Below are 20,063 nucleotides of genomic sequence, written 5' to 3' on the forward strand. Positions count from 1 at the left end.
GAGTATCCCGACCGGCGCAACGCCGGCGGATAAGGGTAACGTTAAGGGGTTGAAATGCGGATTTACGCACGCTGGATAGGAGCGCTGCTGCTGAGCATGCTGGCGCTGAATGCCTTTGCCGACGACGGGCGCGGCTGGCAGCCGATTGATGAAACCATCCGCAAGAGCGATCACGATCCGCGCAGTTATCAGGCCATTACCCTGAGCAACGGCATGACGGTGCTGCTGGTGTCAGATGCTGCCGCGCCGAAATCGCTGGCAGCGCTGACGTTACCGATCGGTTCTCTGGACGATCCCGACAGTCAGCTGGGCCTGGCACACTATCTGGAACACATGGTGCTGATGGGATCAAAAAATTATCCGCAGCCGGATAACCTGGCGGAGTTTCTCAAGAAGCACGGTGGCAGCCACAATGCCAGCACAGCCTCGTACCGCACCGCGTTTTATCTGGAAGTCGAAAACGATGCGCTGCAACCGGCGGTGGATCGTCTGGCGGATGCAATTGCGCAACCCCTGCTCGACCCAACCAATGCGGACCGCGAGCGGCATGCGGTTAACGCTGAGCTGACGATGGCACGCTCGCGCGATGGGCTGCGTATGGCGCAGGTTGGCGCGGAAACCCTCAATCCGGCGCACCCCGGTTCGCGTTATTCGGGCGGTAACCTTGATACTCTGAGTGACAAACCCGACAGCAACCTGCATCAGGCGCTGCTCGATTTCTATCACCGCCACTACTCGGCGAATCTGATGAAAGCGGTGATTTACAGTAACAAACCGCTGCCGGAGATGGCGACGATCGCTGCACAGACCTTTGGTCGCGTGGCCAATCATCAGGCCAGCGTGCCGGACATTACCGTGCCGGTGGTCACCGATGCGCAGAAAGGCATCATCATTCATTACGTGCCAGCACAGCCGCGCAAGCAGCTGAAAATTGAGTTTCGCATCGCCAACGACAGCGACCAGTTCCGCAGCAAAACCGACACCTTAATCAGTTATCTGCTGGGCAACCGCAGCAAAAATACCCTGAACGACTGGCTGCAGCAGCAGGGACTGGCGGATGGCGTCAATGCCGGCGCGGATCCGATGACCGAGCGCAACAGCGGCGTGTTTGCCATCTCGGTTTCGCTGACCGACAAAGGCCTGGCGCAGCGCGATCGCGTGGTGGCTGCGGTATTCAGCTACCTTGATATGCTGCGCAAGCAAGGCATCGACAAGCGCTATTTCGATGAAGTTGCGCACGTGCTGGCGCTGGATTTCCGCTATCCATCAATTACCCGCGATATGGATTACATTGAGTGGCTGGTGGATACCATGCTGCGCGTGCCGGTGACGCACACGCTGGATGCGCCTTATCTGGCCGACCGCTATGATGCGGCCGCGATCAACGCTCGTCTGGCTGAGATGACGCCGCAGAACGCCCGCATCTGGTACATCAGTCCCGCTGAGCCGCACAACAAACAGGCTTACTTTGTGAATGCGCCTTATCAGGTGGATAAAATCAGCGCCGCGCAGTTCAGCGACTGGCAGCAGCAGGCGCAGCTGATTCCGCTGTCGCTGCCGACCCTGAATCCCTACATTCCGTCAGATTTCTCCCTCATCCCGTCTGACGATAAGCATTACGATCATCCGGTGGCGCTGACCAATGGCGACAGCATGCGCATCTACTGGATGCCGAGCCAGTTCTACGCCAGCGAGCCGAAGGCCGCTATTACGCTCGCGCTGCGTAACAAATCCGCGATCAGCGATGCGCGCCAGCAGGTGTTGTTTGGTCTCAACGACTACCTCTCCAGCCTGGCGCTGGATGAGCTGAATTCGCAGGCTTCGGTGGGCGGCATCAGCTTCTCCACCGGTGAGGACGACGGGCTGGTATTCAATGCCAGCGGCTTCACCCAGCGCCTGCCGGAGCTGCTGAAAAAGCTGGTTGAAGGCTACGCCAGCTTCCAGCCGGATGCGCAGCAGCTGGAGCAGGCGAAATCCTGGTATCTGGATCGGCTGGAAGCAGCGGAAAAGGGCAAAGCGTTTGAACAGGCGATTCAGCCGATGCAAATGCTGTCCCAGCTGCCTTATACCCAGCGTGAGGCGCGACGCCAGCTGGTGAAACAGATCACGCTGCAGGAGGTGATGGATTACCGCGATGCGCTGATCCAGCACGCCACGCCGGAAATGATGGTGGTCGGCAACCTGTCGGCCGATCGCGTCAGGCAGCTGGGCGAAGAGCTTAAACAGCAGCTGCACAGCACGGGGCACGGTTACTGGCACAGCAATTATGTGGTGGTGGATAAGCCGATCAAAGCCAACCTGCAGAAAACCGGCAGCAGCACCGACTCAGCGCTGGCGACGCTGTATGTGCCGCTCGGCTACAGCGAGTATCAAAGTATGGCTAACAGCACCATGCTGAGCCAGATTGTGCAGCCGTGGTTCTACAATCAGCTGCGCACCGAGGAGCAGCTGGGCTATGCGGTGTTCGCTTATCAGATGCCGATTGGTCGCCAGTGGGGCATTGGCTTCCTGCTGCAAAGCAACAGTAAAGCGCCCGCTTATCTGCTGCAGCGTTTCCAGGCGTTCTATCCGCAGGCGGAACAGCGTCTGCGCAGCATGAAAGCGGAAGATTTCGCCCAGTATCAGCAGGCACTGATCAACGATCTGAAACAGCGTCCGCAAACGCTGGATGAAGAAGCCAACCGTTACAGCCGTGATTTCAATCGCCAGAACTTCGCGTTTGATACGCGCGAAAAAGCCATTGCGCAAATTCAGCAGCTGACACCGGCCAGCCTGGCTGACTTTTTCCATCAGGCCGTGCTGGCGCAGCAGGGCATGGCGATGATCTCGCAGATTGGCGGCAGTCACGATGGCACCCACGATGCGGATTACGCGCCGCTGCCGGGCTTTACCACCTGGGATGAAGTCGCCCGGCTGCAGCAGTCGCTCTCCGTGAAGAGTGATGCGCCATGAGTCAGCGCCCTGAATCGCTCAATCCCCTGACGCTGCCGCTGCAGGGTGAGCGTCTGATCGAGGCCTCCGCCGGCACCGGTAAGACCTTTACCATTGGTCTGCTCTACCTGCGTTTGCTATTGGGACTTGGCGGACCGAATGCCTATGCGCGCCCGCTGTCGGTGGAAGAGATTCTGGTGGTGACCTTTACCGAAGCCGCCACCGCCGAACTGCGCGGCCGTATCCGGGAAAATATTCATGAGCTGCGGCTGGCGTGTCTGCGCGGCGTCAGCGCAAATCCGATGCTGATGCAGCTGCTGGCCGACATTGCCCAGCCCGCTGAGGCGGCCTCGCTGTTGCTGGCGGCGGAACGTCAGATGGACGAGGCGGCGATTTTCACCATTCACGGCTTCTGCCAGCGCATGCTCAATCTCAACGCGTTTGAGTCCGGTATGCTGTTCGAGCAGCAGCTGATTGAAGATGAACAGCAGCTGTTGCGTCAGGCGACGGCGGATTTCTGGCGGCGCCACTGCTATCCGCTGACGCTGGATATTGCGCGCGTCATCGTTGCGGAATGGAGCGGGCCGGAACAGCTGTTATCGACGCTGCGCCCGTGGCTGCAGGGCGAGTCGCCCAGCCTGCGCCTGGCGCCGCACGACAGTGAAACCCTGACATCGCGCCACAGCAGCAACCTGGCACGCATTGCCGAAATGAAAGCGCAGTGGCGGGCGCTGGGCGAAGAGGTGCTGACGCTGGTCGGGCAGTCTGATGTTGATAAGCGCAGCTACAGCAGTAAAAACCTGCCGCTGTGGGTCAGCAAAGTCAGCGCCTGGGCGCAGAGCGAGACCGCGGATTACCAGATTCCCACCGAGCTGGCGCGTTTCGGTCAGCAGGTGCTCAATGAAAAAACCAAAAAGGGCGCGCCACCGCAGCACCCGTTGTTTGCCGCCATTGATACATTCCTGGCGCAGCCGCTGTCGCTGCGCGATTTGGTGATTGCACGCGCGCTGGTGGAGGTGCGTCACGCGGTGCGTAAAGAGAAACGCCTGCAGGCGCTGCTGGGGTTTGACGATCTGCTGAGCCGGCTGGACGAGGCGCTGCAACAGCCCGGCGGCGAGCAGCTGGCGCAGGCGATTCGCCAGCGCTTTCCGGTGGCGCTGATTGACGAATTCCAGGATACCGACCCGCTGCAGTACCGTATATTCCGCACGCTCTATTTACAGCAGCCGCAGCATGCGCTGCTGCTGATTGGCGACCCGAAACAGGCTATCTACGCCTTCCGCGGTGCGGACATCTTTACCTATATCCGCGCGCGCAGTGAAGTTCAGGCGCATTACACGCTGGATACCAACTGGCGCTCGTCACCGGCGATGGTGGAGAGCGTCAATCAGCTGTTTATGCGCCAGCCCGCCCCGTTTCTGTTTGCGGACATCCCGTTTCTGCCGGTCAATGCCGCGCCGCCCAATCAGCGTTTGTCGCTGAGTATCGACGGCGAGGAGCAGGCTGCGCTGCGCTTCTGGCTACAGCCGGGCGCAGGCTGCAGCGTCAGCGAATACCAGCAGCTGATGGCGCAGCAGTGCGCCGCTGATATCAGCCGCTGGCTGCAGGCGGGTCAGCAACAGCGCGCGCTGCTGGGCAAACCCCCCGATCAGCGGCCGGTGCAGGCCTCGGACATCACGGTACTGGTGCGCAGCCGGAACGAAGCCAATCTGATTCGCGCCGCGCTCAATCAGCTCGGCATCCCTTCGGTGTACCTCTCCAACCGCGACAGCGTGTATACCACGCCCGAGGCGCGAGAACTGCTGTGGCTGCTGCAGGCGATCCTCGCGCCCGAGCAGGAGCGGATGCTGCGCACCGCGCTGGCCACGTCGCTGTTTGCCTTTGATGCCGCGCAGCTGGACGCGCTGGATCAGGATGCGCGCGGCTGGGATGCGCTGGTGGATACCTTTGCCCGCTGGCAGCAATTGTGGCACCAGCGTGGCGTACTGCCGATGCTGCGTCAGCTGATGCTGGAGCGCCAGCTGGCAGAAAACCTGCTGGCCTCAGAGAATGGCGAGCGTCGCCTGACCGATCTGCTGCACCTCGGCGAACTGCTGCAGGAGGCGGCGGCCCAGCTCGACAGTCCGCACGCGCTGGTGCGTTATCTGGCGCAGCAGATCGCCCGACCAGACAGCCAGTCGGCCAGCCAGCAGCTGCGGCTGGAGAGCGACCGCCACCTGGTGCAGATTGTCACTATCCATAAATCCAAGGGGTTACAGTATCCGCTGGTGTGGCTGCCGTTTGCCGCCGGTTTCCGCGAGGCCGATATCGCGCTCTATCACGACCGCGAGCATTACAACGCGGTGCTGGATTTGCAGAATGATGAGCAAAGTCTGGCGCTGGCAGAGCAGGAGCGGCTGGCAGAGGATTTGCGTCTGCTGTACGTGGCGCTGACGCGTTCGGTGCATCACTGCAGTGTAGGTGTCGCCCCGCTGTTTCGCGGTACGCGTAAGAAAGAGGGCGAAAGCGATGTGCACAAAAGCGCGCTGGGTTTTCTGCTGCAGCGCGGCGAGCCGGCTACGGCAGAACAGCTGGCGACCCTGCTGCACGACATCGACGTGACGGGCACCGAAGTGGTGCTGGCGCAGCCGCAGGGCCACGAACGCTGGCAGACGCCGGACGAGATTGACGATACGCTGGATGCGCGCAGTATCACGCGTGCGCTGGCCGATCCGTGGCGGGTTACCAGCTACTCCGGGCTGCAGCAGCACGGCAGTCACCGTCTGCTGGATGTGATGCCGGGCTTCGATGCGGAAGCGGTCGGGGAAGATCGCGAGGCGGAAGTGCTGGAAGCCGCGCTGACGCCGCACCATTTCCCGCGCGGCGCAGCGCCCGGGACTTTCCTGCATACGCTGTTTGAATCGCTCGACTTCACCCAGCCGCCTTCAGCGCCGCAGCTGGAACAGCAGTTGCAGCAGAGCGGCTATCCGCTGCACTGGCAGCCGATGCTGAGCGAGTGGATTACCCGCGTGGTGAACACGCCGCTCAACACTGAAGGGATCCGGCTGAGCGACATCACACCGGGCAATCGCCTGATCGAGATGGAGTTCTATCTGCCGATTGATGGACTGCTGACGGCACCGGCGCTGGACGCGTTGATGCGACAGGATCCGCTGTCGCGTCAGGCGCCGCCGCTCGACTTCCGTCAGGTGCAGGGCATGCTGAAAGGCTTCATCGACCTGGTATTTCGCTGGCAGGGCAAATACTATCTGCTGGATTACAAATCTAACTGGCTGGGCGAGAGCCATCAGGCATACACACCGCAGGCGATGGCGCAGGCGATGATCGACCACCGTTACGATTTGCAGTATCAGCTGTATACGCTGGCGCTGCATCGCTATTTGCAGCACCGCCTGACGGATTACGATTATGAACAGCATTTTGGCGGCGTATTCTATCTGTTTTTACGCGGCATGGATGGCAGCTCGCCGGATAACGGGGTGTTCCATACCCGACCGACGTCAGATTTCGTTTCACAACTGGATAGCCTGTTTCGCGGGCCGGGAGCAGCAGCATGAGTAGCATGAGTACGCTATTGGCACAGGCGGCAGAACTGCGCCTGCTGCGGGCGCTGGATATTCAGTTTGCCCGGCTGCTGGCCGACGACGATCGGCCCGCGCATCTGCTGGCGGCTGCCTGTCTCAGCGCGGAAGCCGGTGACGGTCACGTCTGCCTGCCGTTGTCGCAGCTTACCCGCGAAGGGCTGTTCAGCGGTCGTCATCCGGAGCTGGCGCACGCCATCTGGCAGGCCGCCGGCGAGCCGCAGGACTGGCCAACGCTGCTGGCGGACTGGCAGGCGCTCAGCGCCAGCGATCGCCCGGCACCGGTGGTGCTGCGTGATAACCGGCTCTATCTGCACCGGCTCTGGCATCACGAAGGGGAAGTGGCGCGCTTCTTCCAGCCACAGGCGGCGCCGCAGCTGTTTGCGCCCGAACAGGTGCGCAGCGTGCTGGATACCTTTTTCGGCTGCCAGCCTGAGGACTGGCAGAAAATTGCGGCGGCGGTGGCGCTGACGCAAAAAACCGCGGTGATCTCCGGCGGGCCTGGCACCGGCAAAACCACCACGGTGGCGAAGCTGCTGGCGGCGCTGATTCGCCTCAGTGAGGGAACGCTGCGCATTCAGCTGGCCGCCCCTACCGGCAAGGCGGCGGCGCGGCTCACCGAGTCGCTGGGTAAGGCGCTGCGCAGTCTCGACGTCAGCGATGCGGAGCGCCAGCGTTTTCCGGCAGAAGCCACCACGCTGCACCGTTTACTCGGCGCTCAGCCGGAGACGCAGCGCCTGCGCTACCACGCCGGTAATCCGCTGCATCTCGACGTGCTGGTGGTCGATGAGGCCTCAATGGTCGATCTCGGCATGATGGCAAACCTGATCGCCGCGCTGCCCGCTCATGCGCGGGTGATTTTTCTCGGCGATCGCGACCAGCTGGCCTCGGTTGAAGCCGGTGCGGTACTCGGGGATATCTGCCGCTGTGCCGAGGCGGGCTACAGTCCGGTGCGCGCGTTGCAGCTCACCACGCTGACCGGCTGCGAGGTTGCCGGCACCGATGATGCGGTGGCCCCGGCGGTGCGCGATGCCATCTGCCTGCTGCGCAAAAGCTACCGTTTCGCGGCGCACTCCGGCATCGGTCAGCTGGCTGCGGCGGTCAACGCCGGCGAAGCGCAGGCGGTCGAGGCGGCCTTTCAGGCGGGCTTCAGTGATATCGTGCGCCAGCCGCTCAACGATGCCGAAGCGTATCAGGCGATGCTGACGCAGATTGCCGAAGGCTATCGGCCATTTCTCCAGCTGATTAACCAGCGTGCCGCACCGGCCGAGGTGATTGCTGCGTTTGGCCGTTATCAGCTGCTGTGCGCGCTGCGCGAAGGGCCATTTGGCGTGCAGGGGCTCAATCAGCGTATTGAGCACAAGCTGATGCAGCTGCAGCTGATTCGTCGTCCGGCAGGGGGCAGCCGCTGGTATCAGGGGCGTCCGGTGATGGTGACGCGTAACGACAGCGCGCTCGGCCTGTTCAATGGTGACATCGGCATTACGCTGTTCGATGAGGAAGGGCTGCTCAAGGTGTTTTTCCCGCTGCCTGATGGCAGCATCAAAGCGGTACAGCCAAGTCGCCTGCCGGCCCATGACACGGCATGGGCGATGACGGTGCACAAATCACAGGGTTCGGAGTTTGACCACACCGCGCTGGTGATGCCGGCTCAGTTCCTGCCGGTACTGACGCGCGAGCTGATATACACGGCTATTACCCGGGCGCGCAGCCAGCTGACGCTTTTCAGTGATGAAGCGGTGTTCCGGCGCGCGGTGCAGTTGCGCACGCAGCGGCGCAGCGGGTTGCTGGATCGCTTAGGGGGAGAAGAGGGCAGATGATTGCGCCGCCGCGGGGAATAGCCCTCAGCGGCGCGTAAGGTGCGCTGGCGCTTAGCGTAAGTCTGCCATCAGCACTTTGGAACGACGCTGATAGTTGTACATCTGCTTTTTGCTTTCAGGCAGCGACTCAATATCCACCGGCGTGAAGCCGCGCTCCTGGAACCAGTGGATACTGCGCGTGGTCAGCACGAACAGCTTCTTCAGCCCCATCTGCCGCGCCTGCAGCGCCACGCGCTCCAGCAGCAGCTCGCCGCGCGAAGAGCTGCGATAGTCGGGGTGCACCGCCACGCAGGCCATCTCGCCGATTTGCTCGTCCGGGAACGGATAGAGCGCCGCGCAGGCGATGGTCATATTGTCGCGCTGAATAATGGTGAATTTGTCGATCTCCATCTCCAGCTGCTCGCGCGAACGGCGCACCAGAATGCCCTGCTGCTCCAGCGGACGAATCAGTTCGAGAATCCCGCCGATGTCGTTGATGTTGGCGCGGCGAATCTGCTCGGCCGACTCCATGACAATTTGCGTACCGATACCGTCACGCGAGAACAGCTCCTGCAGCAGTGCGCCATCTTCCTGATAGCTAATCAGATGGCTGCGGCGCACGCCGCTGCGGCAGGCTTTGACCGCGCCACGCAGGAAGCGCACGGTACCGGAGAGAAAATCACCGTCGCTCTCCATTTCATCAATACGCGTCTGCGCCTCGTTCGGGAACAGCTCGGAAATGATGGTGCCTTCGCGGTCGGTTACGCCCTGTTCGGAGCAGAAACCGATCATCTTCTCGGCTTTCAGCTTAATCGCCAGCTGCGTCGCTACCTCTTCCGAGGTCAGGTTAAAGCTCTCGCCGGTCACCGAGACCGCCACCGGCCCCAGCAGCACAATGGCATTGTTATCCAGCTGACGATGGATCGCCTCTTCGTCAATCCGGCGGATGCGGCCGCTGTGGCAGTAATCGACGCCGTCATCCACGCCCAGCGGCTGAGCGATGATAAAATTACCGCTCACCACATTAATATGCGCGCCCTGTAGCGGCGTATTATTCAGGCTCATCGACAGACGCGCCGTAATATCGAGCTGTAAACGCCCGGCCGCCTGCTTCACCAGCTCCAGCGATTGGGCATCGGTCACGCGGGTGTGTTTGTGATAAATCGGTTCCAGCTGCTGCTGCGCGAGGCTGGCATCGATCTGCGGCCGCGCGCCATAAACCACCACCAGGCGAATGCCGAGACTATGCAACAGGCCGATATCGTTAACGATGCTGGAGAAGTTCTCATGCTCGATGGCCTCGCCACCCAGCATGATGACAAACGTCTTGTCACGGTGGGCATTAATATAGGGAACGGTATGGCGAAAACCCTGAACCAGTTCGGTACTGCGTTCCTTCACGGCAAACCCTCTGTGAATGGTTATTCGAAATTTATGTATTTTTATGCTCTTTCGCCGCTTTTTGCAAGCATCGGACCTGACGTTACTTTACGATTTTCCTGATGCAAGCCACGCTAACAGACTGCATTATCTGGTTTTTCCGGCAAGACAAGACATTCCTCATTGAATAAAGTTTTCGCCTTCTGCTCGTCAACTGACGATTTTTTAGACATAACACAGTAGCTGGAGCGGCATGTCCGAAGCTTTTACCCGAAGACGACTTTTACAGGGCGCAGGTGCGCTGTGGTTGCTGAGCGTGACGCGCAGCGGTTTTGCGGCCAGTCAGCACATTGTGGCCGTGCGCATCTGGCCATCCTCGACTTACTCGCGCGTGACGCTGGAATCCAACGTCGCGCTGCACTATAAGCAGTTCACGCTGAGCAATCCCGAACGGCTGGTGATCGATATCCAGAACCTGCATATCAACAGCGCGCTGAAAGGCATTGATAAGCTGGTGCGGGTGGACGATCCCTACATTAAAACCGCGCGCGTCGGTCAGTTCGATCCCACCACGGTGCGCGTGGTGCTGGAGCTGAAGCGCAGCGTGGCACCAAAAACCTTCACCCTCGATCCGGTCGCGGGTATTCGCCACCGGCTGGTGGTCGATCTCTATCCCAGCCAGTCGTCACAGGAAGAGGATCCGCTGCTGGCGTTACTGAAGGATTACAACCAGGGTGAACTGGAGCGCGATCAACCGGCGCAGGCGCCGCTACCGGGTAAAGCCGGGCGCGATCGACCGATTATTATCATGATCGATCCCGGTCACGGCGGGGAAGATCCCGGCGCGCACGGCAAGTACAAAACGCGCGAGAAAGATATCGTGCTGAAGATTGGACGCTATCTGAAAGCGCTGATCGACAAAGAACGTAATATGAAGGCTTACATGACGCGCAACGAAGATGTGTTTATACCGCTGCGCGTGCGGGTCGCGAAAGCGCGCAAGCAGCGCGCCGATCTGTTTGTCTCAATTCACGCCGACGCCTTTACCAGCCGGGCGGCGCGCGGCTCTTCGGTCTTCGCGCTCTCCACCAGCGGCGCAACCTCGGCCGCCGCGCGCTTTCTCGCCCAGACGCAGAACGAAGCGGATTTGATCGGCGGGGTCAGCATGAGCGGCGATCGCTATCTCGACCACACCATGTTCGATATGGTGCAGCGGCAGACCATCAGCGACAGTCTGAAGTTTGGCAAAGAAGTGCTGACGCGCATGGGCCACATTAACCACCTGCATAAACGCACGGTGGATCAGGCCGGCTTTGCGGTGCTGAAAGCGCCGGATATCCCGTCGATTCTGGTGGAAACGGCGTTTATCAGTAACGTTGAAGAGGAGCGGAAGCTGCGTACGCCGCGTTATCAGCATCAGGTGGCGGAAGCCATTCTGCACGGCATCAAGGCATATTTTGACAAAGGCGGCGTGCTGGCACGGCGTTAGGGCAGGGCGGCAGCGATGCCGCTTTTTACCGGGCGCAGAAACAAAAAAACACCCGTCAGGGTGTTGTGATGTTCTTACGCAGAAGAAGTGGTTGCGGGGGCCGGATTCGAACCGACGACCTTCGGGTTATGAGCCCGACGAGCTACCAGGCTGCTCCACCCCGCGTCCGTCTGTCGCACTGAGCGACCTTGCACATTGTATTCTTCGTTAAGACAATTGGTTGCGGGGGCCGGATTCGAACCGACGACCTTCGGGTTATGAGCCCGACGAGCTACCAGGCTGCTCCACCCCGCGTCCGTCTGTCGCGCTAAGCGACTTGCCACATTGTCTCTTCATCACGAAGAATTGGTTGCGGGGGCCGGATTTGAACCGACGACCTTCGGGTTATGAGCCCGACGAGCTACCAGGCTGCTCCACCCCGCGTCCGTGGATGCGCACTATACACCGGGCGTATGATGATGCAACCCCTTTTTTGCGTTAAAGCGCTAAATAGACAAACAGTTGCTGAATTATTTGGCCATTGGGCGATTTATTATACAGATGTGAGCGCGCTAGCCTGTGGCAGATTTCATTCTGTCTGCCCCTTTGCTATCGTCGCCGTGCAAACAACCAGCTTAAAAAGAGAAGGTAATGAAAGGACATTGGGCGAAGTATGCACTTACTGGCGCATTTCTGGCGCTGTTAGCCGGTTGTAGCTCTAAGCCGACCGATCGCGGTCAGCAATATATTGATGGCAAGCTGGAGCAACCGCTCGGGCTGGTGAATGAGCCGAACGCCAAAGGGCGTCCGGTCAATGGCCGTGATTTCGGCCTGCAGGTGCAGCAGATCCAGTCGGCGTCGTCCGGTCTGTATGGCCGCAACCTCGGCACTTACAGTGCGATTCAGAACTGGCTGCTCTCCGGCGCTGATACGCGTCAGCTACGCCAGTTCGGCCTGAACGCCTATCAGATGGAAGGCACCGACAGCTACGGCAACGTACAGTTTACCGGTTACTACACGCCGGTGGTGGAAGCGCGTTATACCCGTCAGGGTGAATTCCAGTATCCGATTTATCGCATGCCGCCGCGTCCACGCGGACAGAAGCTGCCAAGCCGCGCTTCTATCTATAGTGGCGCACTGGATGAGCGTTATGTGATTGCCTGGAGCAATTCGCTGATCGACAACTTTATGATGGACGTGCAGGGCAGCGGCTATGTCGATTTCGGCGATGGCCGTCCGCTGCGCTTCTTCGGCTACGGCGGCAAGAACGGCTGGGCTTACCACAGTATTGGTAAAGAGCTGATCGATCGCGGTGAAGTGAAGCGCGAAGATATGTCGATGCAGGCGATTCGGCAGTGGGCGCAGGAGCACTCGCCGCAGGAAGTGCGCAACGTACTGGAAACCAACCAGTCGTTCGTGTTCTTTAAGCCGGAAGAGTATGTGCCGGTGCGCGGTGCCAGCGCGGTACCGCTGATTGCCAAAGCCTCGGTGGCGTCCGATCGTTCACTGATTCCCGCCGGCACGGCGCTGCTGGCTGAAGTGCCGCAGCTGAATGATAAGGGCAAATTCAACGGCAAATATGAGATGCGCCTGATGGTCGCGCTGGACGTGGGCGGCGCGATCAAAGGCCAGCACTTCGATATCTACCAGGGCGTCGGCCCGGATGCGGCGCATCTGGCGGGCTTCTACAACCATTATGGCCGCGTCTGGGTGCTGAAAGCCGCACCGGGAACCGGCCAGCCGCTGTTCAGCAATCCGCAAAACGGCAATAATGGTTCATTGATTATCGGCGCAAATTGATAGGCTGCGCACCCTGGGTTTGTCGGGTGCGCGTCCGCGCATCGTACTAAAAGGTTAGCTATGAAAGTTGTCAGCGACGCCTGGCGCCAGCGATTTGGCGGCACGGCGCGTCTCTACGGGCAGGAAGCACTGCAGCGTTTTGCCGACGCGCATTTCTGCGTCATCGGCATTGGCGGCGTCGGTTCCTGGGCGGCCGAAGCGCTGGCGCGCACCGGCATCGGTAAAATTACCCTGATTGACATGGACGATGTGTGTATTACCAATACCAACCGTCAGATTCATGCGTTGCAGGGGCATGTCGGTCAGGCGAAAACCGAGGTGATGGCGCAGCGTATTCACGCCATCAATCCGGAGTGTGAGGTGATCTGCATCGATGACTTTATCACGCCGGACAATACCGCGGAGCTGATGGCGGCGGGGTTCGACTATGTGATTGACGCGATTGATAGCGTGCGCCCCAAGGCTGCGCTGATCGCCTGGTGCCGGCGTAATAAGATCCCGCTGATCACCACCGGTGGCGCCGGCGGACAGATTGATCCGACGCAGATTCAGGTCAGTGACTTAGCCAAAACCATTCAGGATCCGCTGGCTGCCAAACTGCGCGAGCGGCTGAAAAGTGATTTTGGCGTAGTGAAAAACAGCAAGGGTAAACTGGGGATCGACTGCGTGTTCTCTACCGAAGCCCTGGTATATCCGCAGCCGGACGGCAGCGTATGCGCTTCGCGCAGCACGGCGGAAGGGCCAAAGCGCATGGACTGTGCCGCCGGCTTTGGTGCGGCCACCATGGTGACCGCCACCTTTGGTTTTGTTGCAGTGTCGCACGCGCTGAAAAAATTTCTCGCGCGCGCGGCGCGTCAGTCTGCCTGATGCGCGCGGGCAGCACGCTGTACCGCCTCAGCCAGCGCCTGTAAACCACTGCTGCGCGAGGCGCTCAGCTGCGCGCGCAGCCCTAAGGTATCAAACAGCGCCAGCTGGTCTGTGGCTAACAGCGCCGCGGGCGTTTTTCCTTCCACCGCTGTCAGTAGCACCGCCAGCAATCCGCGCACAATGCGCCCCTCACTGTCGCCGTAAAAATGCAGCGTGCCGTCGGCCCGCTGCTGGCTGCTGAGCCAGACGCGGTTTTCGCAGCCGGAGAGCTCAATTTCCGCCGTTTTCAGCGCTTCCGGCAGCGCCGGCAGCTGGCGGCTGAGCTGAATCAGCTGGCGATAGCGATCTTCCCACTGATGAAAATGGGCAAACTTCTCCGTCAGGCTGGCTTCGGTAATCAGATCACCAAACGGATGGGGGGCAAGCAGGGCTGATGTCATTACGTTACTCACTCAGTAAATCCACGGCATGGTGCATGGCGCGCACCAGCGCGTCCACGTCCTGCAGATTATTATAGGGGGCAAATGAGACGCGCAGCGTGCCGCTGACGCCAAGCGCCGCCATCAGCGGCTGGGCACAGTGCTGGCCGGCGCGCAGCGCGATGCCCTGTTCCGCCAGCAGCGTCACGATATCGCTGTGGTGAATACCGGCGATATCAAACGCCAGCAGGCTGGCGCTGCCGCAGCGGAAACTGCGGAAGCCGGGAATAGCGCTGAGTTGTTCTTCGGCAAGGCTGGCCAGCTGCTGGCTCCAGCGTTCGGCTTTTTCCGCATCGTACTGCCCCAGCCAGTCCAGCGCCGCACTCAGCCCGACCACGCCCGCCACGTTCGGCGTGCCTGCTTCAAAGCGCCACGGCACCGGCTGCGGCGTGAAGCCGCTGAAATCGACCTGCGTCAGCATTTTGCCGCCGCCCTGCCACGGCGGCATCGCGTCCAGCAGCTCCGCTTTACCGTACAGCACGCCAGTGCCCATCGGACCATACAGCTTGTGCGCGGAAAAGGCGTAGAAGTCGATATCCAGCGCCTGCACATCCGGCGGGCAGTGCACCACGCCCTGCGCGCCATCCACCATCACTTTCGCCCCGACGCCGTGCGCCAGCGTAATCGCCTGCGCCAGATCCGGACAGCCGCCGGTCACATTAGACATCTGACCTATCGCCAGCAGCCGGGTGCGTGCGTTAAGTAACTGCGGCAGCAGGGCGATATCAGGCCGCCGGTCTGCGCCAATCGGCCACTTTATCACTTTCGCACCGCTGGCCTGGGCCACCATCAGCCACGGCACCAGATTGGCGTGGTGCTCGGCTTCGCTCACCACAATCTCGTCGCCCGGCTGCAGGCGCGGCGCCAGCCAGCTGTGCGCCACCAGGTTGATGGCCTCCGTGGTGCCACGCGTCCAGACGATTTGCCGATCGTCCGCCGCCTGCAGCCAGTGCGCCACGCGCGCGCGCGCCTGTTCATATTGTGCCGTCAGCGCGCGGGCAGCGGCGAACTGGCTGCGGTGGACGGTGCCGCCGCTCAGCGAATAAAACTGCGCGGTCGCGTCAATCACCGCCTGCGGCTTCAGCGCGGTGGCAGCGCTGTCGAGATAGACACCCGCATCGCTCAGCGCGGGAAACTGCTGACGAAACTCGCCAGGAGAGAAATGGGTCATACTCAGCTCACTTACTTGGATGTTAGGACCAGGCTGAAAGCCACGCCGTGGCCTGGCAAAGCTGGAAAAGCGCGTTATGCTAATTATTGCAAGGTTTGAACCGAAACCCGCATAACGAATCGGTCTGTTCCAGTCGATCGCTCTGTTTGCTGCCACTGGTCAGCGCACGCGGGTGGTTTAATGCAATCAATCTGCAAGGAGATAGAAGATGAATAAACTCGCCGCAGTGCTGGCCGTGTGCACCATGGCCTTTACCCTGGCCGCCTGTTCCAGCAACTACGTCATGCATACCAATGATGGTCGCACCATTGTTGCGGATGGCAAACCAAAAGTTGACGATGAAACCGGTATGATCAGCTATAAAGATGCCAATGGCAACGAGCAGCAGATTAACCGCTCAGATGTGAAAGAGATGGTGGAAATGGGCCAGTAAGCCCGGTAAGCAGGTAAAAAAAAGCACCGCAATTTGCGGTGCTATTTAAAATCACTATGGACAGACAGGGTAAATCTACAGGAATTAAAAGTTTGATCTGCAATCGTCAGATCAAAATGCAAACACAACATCACGACCACAAGCCAAAAGCTCTCTAAAAGTCTGCGATCTCTCGCACGTTTCCAGAAATCTTTTCGTTCCGGCTCAGGAAGTGCGGCAACTATAGGTATTTGCTGGAGCTTCCTCAACGGACAAATTATAATGTCTCGGATTAAAAAATCTAATACGTAACGACTTTGTATAAGTTGCAGTGTTACGCTGTCAATCCGGGTACGGAAAACCATGTCAAAACGCCTTCCGCCGCTTAATGCTCTTCGCGTCTTCGACGCTGCGGCCCGTCATTTGAGCTTCACCAAAGCCGCTGAGGAGCTGTTTGTGACCCAGGCGGCTGTCAGCCATCAGATTAAATCGCTGGAAGATTTTCTCGGTCTCAAGCTGTTTCGCCGGCGCAATCGTTCGCTGTTACTGACCGAAGAGGGTCAAAGCTACTATCTCGATATCAAAGAAATTTTTTCGGCACTGAACGATGCCACGCGTAAGCTGCAGGCGCGCAGTGCCAAAGGCGCGCTGACCGTCAGCCTGCTGCCGAGTTTCGCCATTCAGTGGCTGGTTCCGCGCCTCTCCAGCTTTAATCTGGCTTATCCGGGCATTGATGTGCGTATCCAGGCGGTGGACCGTGATGAGGAGAAGCTGGCCGACGATGTCGACGTGGCGATTTTTTACGGCCGCGGCAACTGGCCCGGTTTGCGGGTAGAAAAATTGTATGCCGAATATCTGCTGCCGGTGTGCTCGCCGCTGCTGCTGACCGGCGACAACCCGCTCAAATCACCGGCCGATCTGGCGCATTTCACGCTGCTGCATGACGCTTCGCGCCGTGACTGGCAATCCTATATTCGTCAGCTGGGCTTGCAGCACATCAATGTTCAGCAGGGGCCGATCTTCAGCCACAGCGCCATGGTGCTGCAGGCGGCGATCCACGGCCAGGGCGTGGCGCTGGCCAATAATGTGATGGCGCAGAGTGAAATTGAGGCCGGACGTCTGGTCTGTCCTTTCAACGATGTCTTAGTGAGTAAAAATGCTTTTTATCTGGTTTGTCATGACAGCCAGGCAGAACTGGGTAAAATAGCCGCCTTTCGGCAGTGGATTCTGGAAAAAGCCGCAACTGAACAAGAAAAATTCCGCTTCCGCTACGATCACTAACGCGTTGCCTGCCGCACAGTGATGTGCGGTTTCACCTTGAGGATAAATGAATGTCCAGTCGTGCCATGTTTATATTTGCCGCCATCAGCGGCTTTCTGCTGGTGGCGTTTGGTGCTTTTGGGGCGCACGTGCTGAGCAAAGCGCTCGGCGCGGCCGAGATGGCGTGGATCCATACCGGCCTTGAATATCAGGCGTATCATACGCTGGCGATTATCGGTATTGGCGCAGCAATGCTGCGTCGCGCCAATATCTGGTTTTACTGGAGTAGCGCCGCGATGGCGCTGGGTATCGTCCTGTTCAGCGGTAGCCTGTATTGTCTGGCGCTGTCGCACCTGAAGTTTTGGGTGTTTGTTACGCCGGTTGGAGGCCTGTGCTTCCTGATTGGCTGGTTTTTGATGTTGATTGGCGCGCTGCGTCTGAAACGAAAGGCAGATCGCCATGAATAAAGTTTTACTCTATTGCCGCCCGGGATTTGAGAAAGAGTGTGCGGCAGAAATCAGTGCCAAAGCAGCGGAACGCGAAATCTACGGTTTTCCGCGTGTTAAAGATGACGCCGGTTACGTGCTATTTGAGTGCTATCAGCCGGAAGAGGCGGAAAAACTGATCGCCACGCTGCCGTTCGCAGAGCTGATTTTTGCCCGGCAAATGCTGGTGGTGGGCGAGCTGCTGCGCGATCTCCCGCCGGAAGATCGTATTACCCCGATCGTCGGCATGCTGAGCGGCGTAGTGGAGAAGGGCGGCGAGCTGCGCGTTGAAGTGCCCGACACCAATGAAGCCAAAGAGCTGACCAAATTTTGCCGCAAGCTGACGGTACCGCTGCGCGCCAGCCTGCGCGACAGCAAAATCCTGCTGAATTATGAGAGCAATAAACGTCCGGTAGTGCATGTGTTCTTTATCGCGCCGGGCACCTGCTACGTTGGTTATTCGCTGCCGCACAACAACTCGCCGTTTTACATGGGCATTCCGCGCCTGAAGTTCCCGGCCGATGCGCCAAGCCGCTCTACGCTGAAGCTGGAAGAAGCATTCCATGTGTTCGTGCCGGCCGATGAGTGGGATGAACGGTTGGGCAGCGGCATGTATGCGGTCGATCTTGGTGCCTGCCCCGGCGGCTGGACCTATCAGCTGGTGAAGCGCAGCATGTGGGTCTACGCGGTGGATAACGGCCCGATGGCGCCGAGCCTGATGGATACCGGACAGGTTACGCACTGCCGCGAAGACGGCTTCAAATTCCGCCCGCCGCGCAGCAACATCAGCTGGCTGGTGTGCGACATGGTGGAAAAACCGGTGCGCGTCGCCAGCCTGATGACCGAATGGCTGGTTAACGGCTGGTGCCGTGAGGCGATCTTCAACCTCAAGCTGCCAATGAAAAAGCGCTATGAAGAAGTCACGCAGAACCTGGCAATGATGGACGCGGCGCTGAAGGAGAAGGGCGTAAACGCGCAGATCCAGGCGCGCCAGCTGTATCACGACCGCGAAGAAGTGACCGTGCATGTGCGCCGGATTTGGGCGGCAGTCGGCGGACGGCGCGACGAACGCTAGTTCTGCTTCATACTTTGCGCTATCGCGGCGTTGGCTGCGCCTGCTTCATACTTTGCACTACCGCAGCGTTGGCTGCGCCTGCTCGCCCCGGTCACATACTAATGTATGCTCCTGGGGACTCTCAGGCTTGCCGCCTTGCGCTAGCACAAATTATTTCGCAGATTGGCTGCTTCGTATTAATGCAGGTAACTGCAGGCCGCATAACATTTGTAGCGGCGCGATTCATCGCGCAATAAATTGCGCCGCTACCAAAACCGCAACCGGTGTGGAATGGGGCTGAAACCTGCCTGACCAGCTCGGGCTTGCCGTCCTGCGGTGGCACAAATTATTTCGCAGAACTTCTGCTTCATTCTTTGCACTATCGCGGCGTTGGCAGCGCCTGCTCGCCCCGGTCACATACTAATGTATGCTCCCGGGGACTCTCAGGCTTGCCGCCTTGCGCTAGCACAAATTATTTCGCAGAAATTAGCTGCACTAGCCCGTAGCGGCGCGATTCATCGCGCAATGAGTAGGGTTGAAACTTCCCGGACCAGCTCAGGCTTGCCGTGCTGCTGTAGGGGCGCCATTCATGGCGACCTCAATGACGCGCCGGACCCTGATACCGCAACGTATTTAAATTCCCCTGCAACACCAAATCCCGCTTCAGCGTTGACACCTGTCGGCACACTTCCGCGGTCGCGCGGTGATCGCGTAACTTCTTTTGCCACTTCTCAGGTGCCTGATCCAGCTGCTGATACAGCGCCTCGAGCGAACCAAACTGCAGCAGCAGTTCCCGTGCGCTTTTCGGCCCGATGCCGGGCACGCCTGGAATTTTGCTGCTGCTGATACCGCATAAGCCCCAGTAATCCGCCAGCTGGGCCGGCGCGACGCCGAACTCCTGTTCGATAAACGGCACGTCCAGCCAGCGCTTCTGAAAATAATCGCGGATGCGAATGCTCGGCGCCAGCAGCTGGCAGTAACCTTTATCGGTGGAAACGATGGTGGCCTGATGACCGGCGTCGGCCATCTTCACTGCCAGCGTCGCGGCCAGATCGTCCGCTTCATCATGTTCGGCAACCCAGCAACTGACACCGCTGGCCTCAAAGGCCGCCTGCAGCGAGGCCATCTCCTGCTGTAAATCGTCCGGCATCGGCGGGCGACCCGCTTTGTAGTCCGGCAATAACTGATGACGCCAGCCAGGCTGTCGGTCATGGCTGTCAAACACCGCCACCACGTGCGTTGGCCGCGTGTGACCCAGCAGCTGATGCAGCGCCGCCACGCAGGCCTCACGACAGGGCGAACCCTGCACCGCGTGCAGGCGGCGGATCAGATTGAGCGCGTCGATAATAAGCAGATGAAGCGACATAGTGATACCG

14 protein-coding genes and 3 tRNA genes are annotated in these 20,063 nt (G+C 59.6%); 10 read left to right on the plus strand and 7 right to left on the minus strand.

The window, feature by feature from the left end; all coding sequences use genetic code 11:
• The first annotated feature begins 54 nt into the window (after positions 1 to 54).
• Genes ptrA through recD form a run of 3 tightly spaced genes read left to right on the plus strand, consistent with a single transcriptional unit; the run spans position 55 to position 8,332 of the window.
• Positions 55 to 2,952, plus strand: a complete 2,898-nt coding sequence (ptrA, locus tag AC6I8P_RS04165; RefSeq protein ID WP_498031004.1) for a pitrilysin — start codon at positions 55 to 57, stop codon at positions 2,950 to 2,952.
• Positions 2,949 to 6,488, plus strand: coding sequence for an exodeoxyribonuclease V subunit beta (recB, locus tag AC6I8P_RS04170; protein ID WP_498031005.1), 3,540 nt, complete (start codon positions 2,949 to 2,951; stop codon positions 6,486 to 6,488). The genes ptrA and recB overlap by 4 nt, the downstream gene beginning before the upstream one ends.
• Positions 6,485 to 8,332 carry an exodeoxyribonuclease V subunit alpha gene (gene recD / locus AC6I8P_RS04175; RefSeq protein ID WP_238561580.1) on the plus strand — a complete coding sequence of 616 codons (1,848 nt, stop codon included), beginning with the start codon at positions 6,485 to 6,487 and terminating at the stop codon, positions 8,330 to 8,332. The genes recB and recD overlap by 4 nt, the downstream gene beginning before the upstream one ends.
• 51 nt (positions 8,333 to 8,383) lie before the next feature.
• Here recD and argA read toward each other — a convergent pair whose 3' ends face one another.
• On the minus strand, positions 8,384 to 9,712 hold the full coding sequence (gene argA / locus AC6I8P_RS04180; RefSeq protein WP_021506712.1) for an amino-acid N-acetyltransferase: 1,329 nt from the start codon (positions 9,710 to 9,712) through the stop codon (positions 8,384 to 8,386).
• A gap of 232 nt (positions 9,713 to 9,944) precedes the next feature.
• On the opposite strand from argA, the gene amiC reads away from it, so the two are divergent.
• Positions 9,945 to 11,180, plus strand: coding sequence for an N-acetylmuramoyl-L-alanine amidase AmiC (amiC, locus tag AC6I8P_RS04185; RefSeq protein ID WP_031279511.1), 1,236 nt, complete (start codon positions 9,945 to 9,947; stop codon positions 11,178 to 11,180).
• Positions 11,181 to 11,268: 88 nt separating this feature from the next.
• Here the strand turns inward: amiC and AC6I8P_RS04190 are convergent.
• The 3 genes from AC6I8P_RS04190 to AC6I8P_RS04200 all read right to left on the minus strand — a co-directional run bounded on the left by AC6I8P_RS04190 (position 11,269) and on the right by AC6I8P_RS04200 (position 11,603).
• Positions 11,269 to 11,345 (minus strand) — tRNA-Met (locus AC6I8P_RS04190).
• Between the two features lie 52 nt (positions 11,346 to 11,397).
• Positions 11,398 to 11,474: transfer RNA gene (locus AC6I8P_RS04195), tRNA-Met, on the minus strand.
• Between the two features lie 52 nt (positions 11,475 to 11,526).
• A tRNA-Met gene (locus AC6I8P_RS04200) sits at positions 11,527 to 11,603 on the minus strand.
• A gap of 207 nt (positions 11,604 to 11,810) precedes the next feature.
• Between AC6I8P_RS04200 and mltA the strand changes: the two genes are divergently transcribed.
• Together mltA and tcdA are read left to right on the plus strand one after the other, a co-directional pair.
• Entirely contained in the window at positions 11,811 to 12,959 is a 1,149-nt protein-coding gene (gene mltA, locus AC6I8P_RS04205; RefSeq protein WP_152390512.1) for a murein transglycosylase A, read from the plus strand.
• 60 nt (positions 12,960 to 13,019) lie between these two features.
• A complete protein-coding gene (tcdA, locus tag AC6I8P_RS04210) occupies positions 13,020 to 13,826 on the plus strand; it encodes a tRNA cyclic N6-threonylcarbamoyladenosine(37) synthase TcdA (RefSeq protein ID WP_021507387.1) in 807 nt (268 codons plus the stop codon).
• Here the strand turns inward: tcdA and csdE are convergent.
• Both csdE and csdA read right to left on the minus strand, forming a co-directional pair.
• A complete protein-coding gene (csdE, locus tag AC6I8P_RS04215; protein WP_498031006.1) occupies positions 13,814 to 14,266 on the minus strand; it encodes a cysteine desulfurase sulfur acceptor subunit CsdE in 453 nt (150 codons plus the stop codon). The genes tcdA and csdE overlap by 13 nt on opposite strands.
• Before the next feature lie 4 nt (positions 14,267 to 14,270).
• The gene (gene csdA, locus AC6I8P_RS04220; protein ID WP_222986233.1) at positions 14,271 to 15,476 is read right to left on the minus strand and encodes a cysteine desulfurase CsdA; all 1,206 of its coding nucleotides are present in this window, start codon (positions 15,474 to 15,476) and stop codon (positions 14,271 to 14,273) included.
• Positions 15,477 to 15,684: 208 nt separating this feature from the next.
• On the opposite strand from csdA, the gene AC6I8P_RS04225 reads away from it, so the two are divergent.
• The 4 genes from AC6I8P_RS04225 (at position 15,685) to rlmM (ending at position 18,708) form a co-directional block, all read left to right on the plus strand.
• On the plus strand, positions 15,685 to 15,909 hold the full coding sequence (locus AC6I8P_RS04225; protein WP_010616412.1) for a YgdI/YgdR family lipoprotein: 225 nt from the start codon (positions 15,685 to 15,687) through the stop codon (positions 15,907 to 15,909).
• A 342-nt stretch (positions 15,910 to 16,251) separates the two neighbouring features.
• Complete coding sequence (locus AC6I8P_RS04230) at positions 16,252 to 17,169, plus strand: transcriptional regulator GcvA (protein WP_010616414.1); 918 nt, start codon at positions 16,252 to 16,254, stop codon at positions 17,167 to 17,169.
• A gap of 50 nt (positions 17,170 to 17,219) precedes the next feature.
• Positions 17,220 to 17,615 (plus strand): DUF423 domain-containing protein, encoded by a 396-nt coding sequence (locus AC6I8P_RS04235; RefSeq protein WP_021507384.1) that lies wholly within the window; start codon positions 17,220 to 17,222, stop codon positions 17,613 to 17,615.
• Positions 17,608 to 18,708 carry a 23S rRNA (cytidine(2498)-2'-O)-methyltransferase RlmM gene (gene rlmM / locus AC6I8P_RS04240; protein ID WP_021507383.1) on the plus strand — a complete coding sequence of 367 codons (1,101 nt, stop codon included), beginning with the start codon at positions 17,608 to 17,610 and terminating at the stop codon, positions 18,706 to 18,708. Before AC6I8P_RS04235 ends, rlmM begins: the two co-directional genes overlap by 8 nt.
• Positions 18,709 to 19,285: 577 nt before the next feature.
• Here rlmM and xni read toward each other — a convergent pair.
• Positions 19,286 to 20,053 (minus strand): flap endonuclease Xni, encoded by a 768-nt coding sequence (xni, locus tag AC6I8P_RS04245; protein ID WP_498031007.1) that lies wholly within the window; start codon positions 20,051 to 20,053, stop codon positions 19,286 to 19,288.
• Between the last annotated feature and the right edge of the window lie 10 nt (positions 20,054 to 20,063).

It is taken from the genome of gamma proteobacterium symbiont of Lampromicra miyakona, assembly GCF_059730895.1.